Below are 6,702 nucleotides of genomic sequence, written 5' to 3'. Positions count from 1 at the left end.
TGGGGGGGGGGGGGGGTGGTGGTGCTCGGGCCCCCCCCCCCCCCCCCGCCGGCCCCCCCCCCCCCCCCCCGCGGGGCCCGGGGGGGGGGGGGGGGGCCGGCCCCCCCCCCCGCGCCCCCCCCGACCGGACTCCGTTACTTGAAGCTGCGCTACTTGAAGCTGTGCTCCGCCGCCGGGAAGCTGCCGCCGAGCACCTCGGCGGCGTACTCGCGGGCGGCATCGCCCAGCACCTTGCGCAGGTTGGCGTACTGCTTGACGAAGGACGGCACGCTGCCCGCGGTCATCCCGGCCATGTCGGTCCAGACCAGCACCTGGGCGTCGCAGCCGGCCCCGGCGCCGATGCCGACGGTCGGCACCGAGAGCGACTCGGTGACCTGAGTGGCCAGCTCGGCCGGCACCGCTTCGAGCACCACGGCGAAGGCGCCGGCCTGCTGCACGGCCTTGGCGTCACGCTGCAGCTTGTGCGCCGCCTCGTCGCCCCGGCCCTGCACCGGGTAGCCGCCGAGGGCGTGCACCGACTGCGGGGTCAGCCCGATGTGCGCCATCACCGGGACCCCGGCCTCGACCAGCATCTCGATGGTGCGGGCGCTGCGTTCGCCGCCCTCCAGCTTGACCGCGCCGACCCCGGCCTCCTTCATCAGCCGGGCGGCGTTGCGCAGGGCCTGGGCGGGGGACTCCTGGTAGGAGCCGAACGGCAGGTCGCCGATGATCAGCGCGCGCTCGGTGCCGCGCACCACGGCGGCCGAGAGCATCACCATCTCGTCCATGGTGACCGGCACCGTGGTCTGGTAGCCGAGGTGGCAGTTGCCGGCGGAGTCGCCGACCAGCAGGACGGGGATGCCGGCCTCGTCGAAGACCCCGGCGGTCAGCGCGTCGTAGGCGGTGAGCATCGCCCACCGCTCCCCGCGGCGCTTGGCGGCGGCCAGGTCCCGGACGGTGACCCGGCGGTTGGTCACCCCGCCGTAGAGGGAGCGCCCCCCGGACGTCGGCGCCGCTCCCGCGGCAGGCGTCTGGGCAGGCGGAAGCTGAGAAGCGTTCATGGAACAGGCTCCTGAAGGGTTGTGGTCTCGTGGCGCCGTGTGGCGTCCCCGGATCTCCTCCATGCTTGCACGGCCCGGGCGCGGAGCAAAGAGCCGGGGTTTCGGAGCACGCCACCGAGTCTTTGCCCGGCGTTTTGCGATACGGATACGTCTCGTATCGCAAATCGGAGTACAGTTCTCGGCGGGGGATTACGAGACGCTCGCGTCTCGCCGAGTCCCAGGAAGCCCGCACACCTCCGTACGGAACGGGACAGACGTATGACCACCGCAGTAGCCGGCGCCGCACCGCGCGTACCGGAAGCCATCCACCGCCGTCGGTGGGCGATCCTCGGCACGCTGATCCTGGCGCTCCTCGTCGTCGTGCTCGACAACTCGATCCTCAACGTCGCGATGAAGACCATCGCGACCCCCGCCCCGGTCGGCCTCGGGGCCAGCCAGAGCGACCTCGAATGGGCGATAAACTCCTACACCCTGGTCTTCGCCGGCCTGCTCTTCACCTCGGGGCTGCTCGGCGACCGGTTCGGCCGCAAGAAGGCGCTGCTGACCGGCATGCTGATCTTCGGCGCCGGCTCGCTGCTCTCCGCGCTCGCCACCAGCCCCGGCCAGCTGATCGCCTTCCGCGCGGTGATGGGCCTGGGCGGCGCCTTCGTGATGCCCGCCACGCTGGCGATCATCATGAACGTCTTCGAGCGGCACGAGCAGCCCAAGGCGATCGGCATCTGGGCCGGCGCGGTGGGCCTGGCGATCGCGATCGGCCCGATCACCGGCGGTCTGCTGATCGAGCACTTCTGGTGGGGCTCGGTCTTCCTGATCAACGTCCCGATCGTCGTGGTGGCGCTGGTCGTGATGACGCTGCTGGTCCCGGACTCCCGCGACCCCAACCCCGGCAAGCTCGACCCGGTCGGCGTGCTGCTGTCGATCATCGGCCTGGTGGCGCTGATCTACGGCATCATCAAGGGCGGCGACCTGGCCGACTTCACCGCGGCCGCGGCCTGGGTGCCGGTGCTGATCGGTGTGCTGGCGCTGGTCGCCTTCGTGCTCTACGAGAAGCGGGTCGAGCACCCCGCGCTGAACGTCGGCTGGTTCCGCGACAAGGTCTTCGCCACCTCGGTGACGGTGGTCGGCATGGTCTTCTTCGCGCTGATGGGCGTCTCCTTCTTCGGCGTCTTCTACACCCAGAGCGTGCGCGGCTACAGCGCGCTGGCCTCGGGTGCGCTGATGCTGCCGCTGGCCTGCGCCCAGCTGATCTTCGCCCCCAGGGCCCGGCTGGTGGTCGACAAGTTCGGTGTGCGGGCCACCTGCGCGGGCGGCATGGCGCTGATCGCGATCGCCTTCCTCGGCTACCTGCTGCTCGGCCGGACCACCCCGATCTGGGTGCTCGAGGTGATCGGCTTCATCATGGGCGCCGGCATGGCGCACGTGATGCCGCCGGTGACCGTGGCGATCATGGGCTCGCTGCCGCGCGAGAAGGCCGGCGCCGGCTCGGCGATCAACAACACCTTCCGCCAGGTCGGCGGCTCGCTGGGCGTCGCGGTGCTCGGCGCGGTGCTCTCCACCAGCTACCGCAACGGCATCGCCGGCCACCTCGCCCCGCTGCCGCAGCCGCTGCGCGACAAGGCGGGGGAGTCGGTGGAGGCCACCGTCGGGGTCGCCCAGAGCACGGGCCGGCCGGGCCTGATCAACCCCGCCTTCGACTCCTTCGTCCACGCGATGCACGTGGTGGCCACCGTCTCGGCCGGGGTCACCCTGCTCGGCGTGGCGCTGGCCTGGTTCTTCCTGCCCGCCAGGATCGCCGCCCCCGGCCGTCCGGGTGACCCGGCGCCCGCCGACGCGCAGACCGGTGACGCGGTGCCGGCGGTCCAGTCGACCAAGGCCTGACCGGCACGATGGAGAATGGGGCCATGGACTCGGACCGTCAGGGCACCCTCACCGCGCCCGCCGCGGGGCCGCACTGCGTGCCGCCGCGGCGGGGGCGGCCGCGTTCCGAGGCGGCCGAGCAGGCCATCTGCGAGGCCGTCGAGCGGCTGATGACGGACGGCAAGAGCCTGGCGGACCTCACCATCGAGGGCATCGCCCAGGCCGCCGGGGTCGGCAAGGCGACCATCTACCGGCGCTGGCCCAACAAGGAGGCGTTGCTGGTCGACGTGCTGGTCCGGCTGGAGGAGCCGGAGCCGGTGCTGCCCGGAACCAGCGCCCGGGACGACCTGGTGGTGATCCTGGACTTCATGCGCCGCCGGGGCCTGGCCAAGCGTTCCCGCTGGGTGCTGCGGGTGGTGCTGGACCAGATGAACTCGATGCCGGCGCTCAAGGAGATCTACTACGACCAGGTGGTGATGCGCCGCCGCCGGGCCATCCAGGCCGTGGTGGCGCGCGGCATCGCCGACGGCGAACTCCGCGCCGACCTGGACGTCGCGCTGCTCGGTGAGATGATGATCGGCCCGATGCTGCTGCGTTCGGTGATGTGGGAAGACGCACCGCTGGACGACCCCGCGCTGGCCGCCACCATCGTGGACTCCCTGCTGGAGGGGCTGCGTGGCCCGGCTCACGCCGTCCCGGCCGGCTGACCCGTCGCCCGACGGAACCCGCGCTGCCGTCCCGCGCGTCTGTCTCGGCATAGGCTGAGCCGAGGATCCCACTAAGACGGGATAAGTCCGGCTCGGCCTGGACAGGTACCGGACGACCAGCGAGGGGTCACAGATGACGCAGGCCGACCAGGAAGCTGCTCCGGCGGACGACGCCGCGGCAGCCACCGGCGCCACGGCGCTCACCGCGACCGTCGAGGGGCCCGACGCCGACGGCGTCGAGGGGTCCGACGCCGACGCCGACGCCGATCTCGGTGCCGCGCGCCGGTGGCACCGGCTGCTCGACTGGGGCAAGGACGCCCGCGGCAGCTCGACCTGGCGGCGCGGCTGGGTGCTCGGAGGGTGCGCCGTCGTGGTCGCCCTGCTGCTGGGCCTGCACCGTCAGGTGCCCAACTCCTTCGGCAACTTCGGCAGTTTCCTGGAGACCTTCCTGCCCTGGCTGGGCGTCTTCATCCCGGTGCTGCTGCTCGCCGCGCTGCTGCGCCGCTCCGCCACCGCGCTGATCGTGCTGCTGCTGCCGACGGTGCTCTGGTTCGGGCTCTTCGGCGGGCTGCTCGGCGACAAGAGCACCGGCAAGGGCGACTTCACCGTGCTCACCCACAACGTCTGGGCCGCCAACCGCGACCCGGCCGGCACGGCCCGCATGATCGATGGCTCCGGTGCGCAGATCGTCGCGCTGGAGGAACTGCCCGGCGCCGCGCTGCCCGTCTACACCAAGGGGCTGGCGAGCAGCTACCCGTACCACGTGGTGGAGGGCACCGTCGGGCTCTGGTCCAAGTACCCGATCAGCGACACCCACGTGGTGGACATCAAGATCGGCTGGACCCGGGCCTTCCGCAGCCAGGTGGCCACCCCGCAGGGCCCGCTCGCGGTCTACGTCGCCCACATGCCCTCCGTCCGGGTGAAATTCGACAGCGGCTTCACGGCCGGGCAGCGCGATGTCAGCGCGCAGGCGCTGGGCGACGCGATCCAGGCCGAGCCGCTCGGCCACGTGCTGCTGCTGGGCGACATGAACGGGACGATGAACGACAGCAGTCTGGCCCCCGTCACCTCGCAGCTGCGCTCGGCCCAGGGCACGGCGGGCTCCGGCTTCGGCTTCAGCTACCCGGCCGAGTTCCCGATGGCGCGGATCGACCAGATCATGAGCCGCGGGATGCGGCCCACCGACTCCTGGGTGCTACCGGCGGACGGCAGCGACCACCGCGCGGTCGCCGCCGACTACCGCTACAACCGTTAGGACCGACCGGTGTGATCAGCCGCGCCGCCACCCGTTGGTGATCGGCAGCCGGCGGTCCCGCCCGAAGCCCTTGGGCGAGATCTTCGGGCCCGGCGGGTACTGGCGCCGCTTGTACTCGGCGGTGTCCACCAGCCGCACCACCCGGTCCACCACGGCCGCCTCGAACCCGCGCGCCACGATCGCGTCGCGGCCCTGGTCGCCCTCGATGTAGGCGTCCAGGATGGTGTCCAGCAGGTCGTAGTCGGGCAGCGAGTCGGTGTCCACCTGGTCCGGGCGCAGCTCGGCGCTCGGCGGCTTGACGATGGTGTTCTCCGGGATCGGCGGCAGCTCGCCGCGCTCGACGGCGACCTCGTTGCGCCACCTGGAGAGCTGGAAGATCAGCGTCTTGTAGACGTCCTTGATCGGACCGTAGGCGCCCACCGAGTCGCCGTACAGGGTCGAGTAGCCGACCGCCAGCTCGCTCTTGTTGCCGGGGGCCAGCACGATGTGGCCCTCCTGGTTGGAGATCGCCATCAGCAGCGTGCCGCGCAGCCGCGACTGCAGGTTCTCCTCGGCCAGCCCGGTCAGGCCGAGCGCCGCCATGTAGGCGTCGAACATCGGCGCGATCGGCACGGTGCGGAAGTGCAGTCCGGTGCGCCGGGCCAGCTCGGCGGCGTCGTCCCTGGAGTGCTGCGAGGAGTACTGACTGGGCATCGAGACGCAGTGCACGTTCTCGGCGCCGATCGCGTCCACCGCGATGGCGGCCACCAGCGCCGAGTCGATGCCGCCGGAGAGCCCGATCAGCACCGACTTGAAGCCGTTCTTGCGCACGTACGCCCGGGTGCCGGTGACCAGCGCGGCGTAGATCTCCGCCTCGTCGGTGAGCCGGGGCGCGAGCTCGGCCGCGACCGGTTCGCGCTGCTCGGCGGGCTCGGTGCCGATCGCGGTGCGCACCAGGTGCAGCCCGTCGCTGTAGACCTGACCGTCGGGGTGCTCCGAGCTCGCGGCCGGCAGCTCCAGGTCCACCACCAGCAGGCTCTCCTCGAACTGCGGCGCGCGCGCCAGCACCTGCCCGGCCGCGTCCACCACCAGCGAGTCGCCGTCGAAGACCAGTTCGTCCTGGCCGCCCACCATGTTCAGATACGCCAGCGGGCAGCCCGCCTCGGCGGCCCGGCGCCGGACCAGGTCGAGCCGCTGGTCGTCCTTGTTCCGCTCGTACGGCGAGCCGTTGACCACCAGCAGCAGCCCTGCCCCGGCCTCCCCGGCGGCCCGCGCCCGGCCGCCCTCCTGCCAGATGTCCTCGCAGATCGCCAGCGCGACGTCCATGCCGTCCACCCGCAGTACCTGGAGCTGGTCGCCCGGCTCGAACCAGCGGTACTCGTCGAACACCCCGTAGTTCGGCAGGAAGTGCTTGGCGAACCGGGTCACCACCTGTCCCCCGTGCAGCACGGCCGCACAGTTCTGCGGCCGCCCGCTCCGCTGGGACCGCCCCAGGTAGCCCACCACCACGGCCAGGTCGCCCAGCCCCTCGGCGGCCAGCCGCTGCGCCAACTCCACCAGCGCCGCCCGCGAGGCGTCCACGAAGGAAGCCCGTAGCGCCAGGTCCTCGACCGGATACCCGGTCAGCGCCATCTCGGGAAACGCGACCACCCGCGCACCGCGCTCGGCGGCGAGCCTCGTCCAGCGCACCACCTCCTCGCTGTTGTGCGCGATGTCGCCGACGTGCGGGTCGAACTGGGCCATGGCCAGGCGGAGATTCGGCATGGGGTCAGTGTAATCGTCGTTCTGACGCTATGGGGGGTCGGGGACGGCGTTGTCCGTCACCCTGGCCGGCTCCATCCCTCGTCTCGGCTCCGTTCCCGAG

5 protein-coding genes are annotated in these 6,702 nt (G+C 72.0%); 3 read left to right on the top strand and 2 right to left on the bottom strand.

The genetic code is table 11. From position 1 onward, the window contains the following. Nucleotides 1-149: 149 nt before the first annotated feature. Complete coding sequence (gene panB, locus ABH937_RS20785) at nt 150-1,040, bottom strand: 3-methyl-2-oxobutanoate hydroxymethyltransferase (RefSeq protein ID WP_280686878.1); 891 nt, start codon at nt 1,038-1,040, stop codon at nt 150-152. A 258-nt stretch (nt 1,041-1,298) separates the two neighbouring features. Here panB and ABH937_RS20780 point away from each other — a divergent pair, with 258 nt between their 5' ends. The 3 genes from ABH937_RS20780 to ABH937_RS20770 all read left to right on the top strand — a co-directional run bounded on the left by ABH937_RS20780 (nt 1,299) and on the right by ABH937_RS20770 (nt 4,859). Continuing rightward, nucleotides 1,299-2,918, top strand: a complete 1,620-nt coding sequence (locus tag ABH937_RS20780) for an MFS transporter (protein ID WP_370219051.1) — start codon at nt 1,299-1,301, stop codon at nt 2,916-2,918. A gap of 23 nt (nt 2,919-2,941) precedes the next feature. Next, the gene (locus ABH937_RS20775; protein ID WP_370219050.1) at nt 2,942-3,604 is read left to right on the top strand and encodes a TetR/AcrR family transcriptional regulator; all 663 of its coding nucleotides are present in this window, start codon (nt 2,942-2,944) and stop codon (nt 3,602-3,604) included. 133 nt (nt 3,605-3,737) lie between these two features. Beyond that, a complete protein-coding gene (locus ABH937_RS20770; protein WP_280686881.1) occupies nt 3,738-4,859 on the top strand; it encodes an endonuclease/exonuclease/phosphatase family protein in 1,122 nt (373 codons plus the stop codon). A gap of 15 nt (nt 4,860-4,874) precedes the next feature. On the opposite strand, the gene ABH937_RS20765 is transcribed toward ABH937_RS20770, so the two are convergent. Then, nucleotides 4,875-6,602: an NAD+ synthase gene (locus ABH937_RS20765; protein WP_370219049.1), complete on the bottom strand. Its 1,728-nt coding sequence runs from the start codon at nt 6,600-6,602 to the stop codon at nt 4,875-4,877. Nucleotides 6,603-6,702: the final 100 nt, after the last annotated feature.

The sequence above is a fragment of the Kitasatospora sp. GAS1066B genome (genome assembly GCF_041262605.1).
In the GTDB taxonomy this organism is placed as follows: domain Bacteria; phylum Actinomycetota; class Actinomycetes; order Streptomycetales; family Streptomycetaceae; genus Kitasatospora.
The sequence above is the reverse complement of the archived record's forward strand: the minus strand, read 5'-3'. Positions and strand labels throughout refer to the sequence as shown.